Below are 617 nucleotides of genomic sequence, written 5' to 3' on the forward strand. Positions count from 1 at the left end.
ATGATGAGAGCTCTTTTGATGCCGGCACTTATGATGGTGAAACGATTGATAATGATGATGTCACCTCTCCAGAGCCGATTGTGCAGTCCGTTGAAAAGCCTTCAGAGATTGTTCCTAGCATAGAACAGCAGCGTATGGAGCAACAAGCTAAACAAGCTCGTGAAGCGCTTGTCAAGCTTTATGAACCCCAATCCCAGACGCCAATGGTTGAAGGTGAAAATGCACCCCCAGACCTACGTGAGGACCCTGTTCGTTTAGTGGCGTGGATGCTAGATAAGATTCAAAAGCAAGATGCGTATATTAGGGAACAGAAAGAAGCGCTAAGACAAGCTGAGGAACAGCAGCAGCATGATATACGTCTTGGTCAGTTTTTCAACAATTCTGTTAAGTCGTTTCAAAATAAATCCAGTGATTTTGGTGATGCGGCAAATTTTCTTTATGAGAAGCGTGCGAAGGAATTGAGTTCTTGGTCGTCACTTTATCCTGAGTATGCAGATCCAAACACAATTTCTGAGATCATAAGGAATGAATTGCGTACAATTGTAGCGACTTGTGCACAAAGAGATCTCAATCCGGCAGAAGAGATTTATAGAATAGCGCAAAATCTTGGCTATCAG

The 617-nt window shown here is 43.1% G+C and carries 1 protein-coding gene; it reads left to right on the forward strand.

Translation table 11 applies throughout. The features are described from left to right. On the forward strand, positions 1-617 hold a 617-nt coding region (locus ACFIJL_RS09795), incomplete at both ends, for a hypothetical protein (protein WP_375624540.1).

The organism is Bartonella sp. TT119HLJHH (assembly GCF_042193385.1).
In the GTDB taxonomy this organism is placed as follows: Bacteria; Pseudomonadota; Alphaproteobacteria; order Rhizobiales; family Rhizobiaceae; genus Bartonella.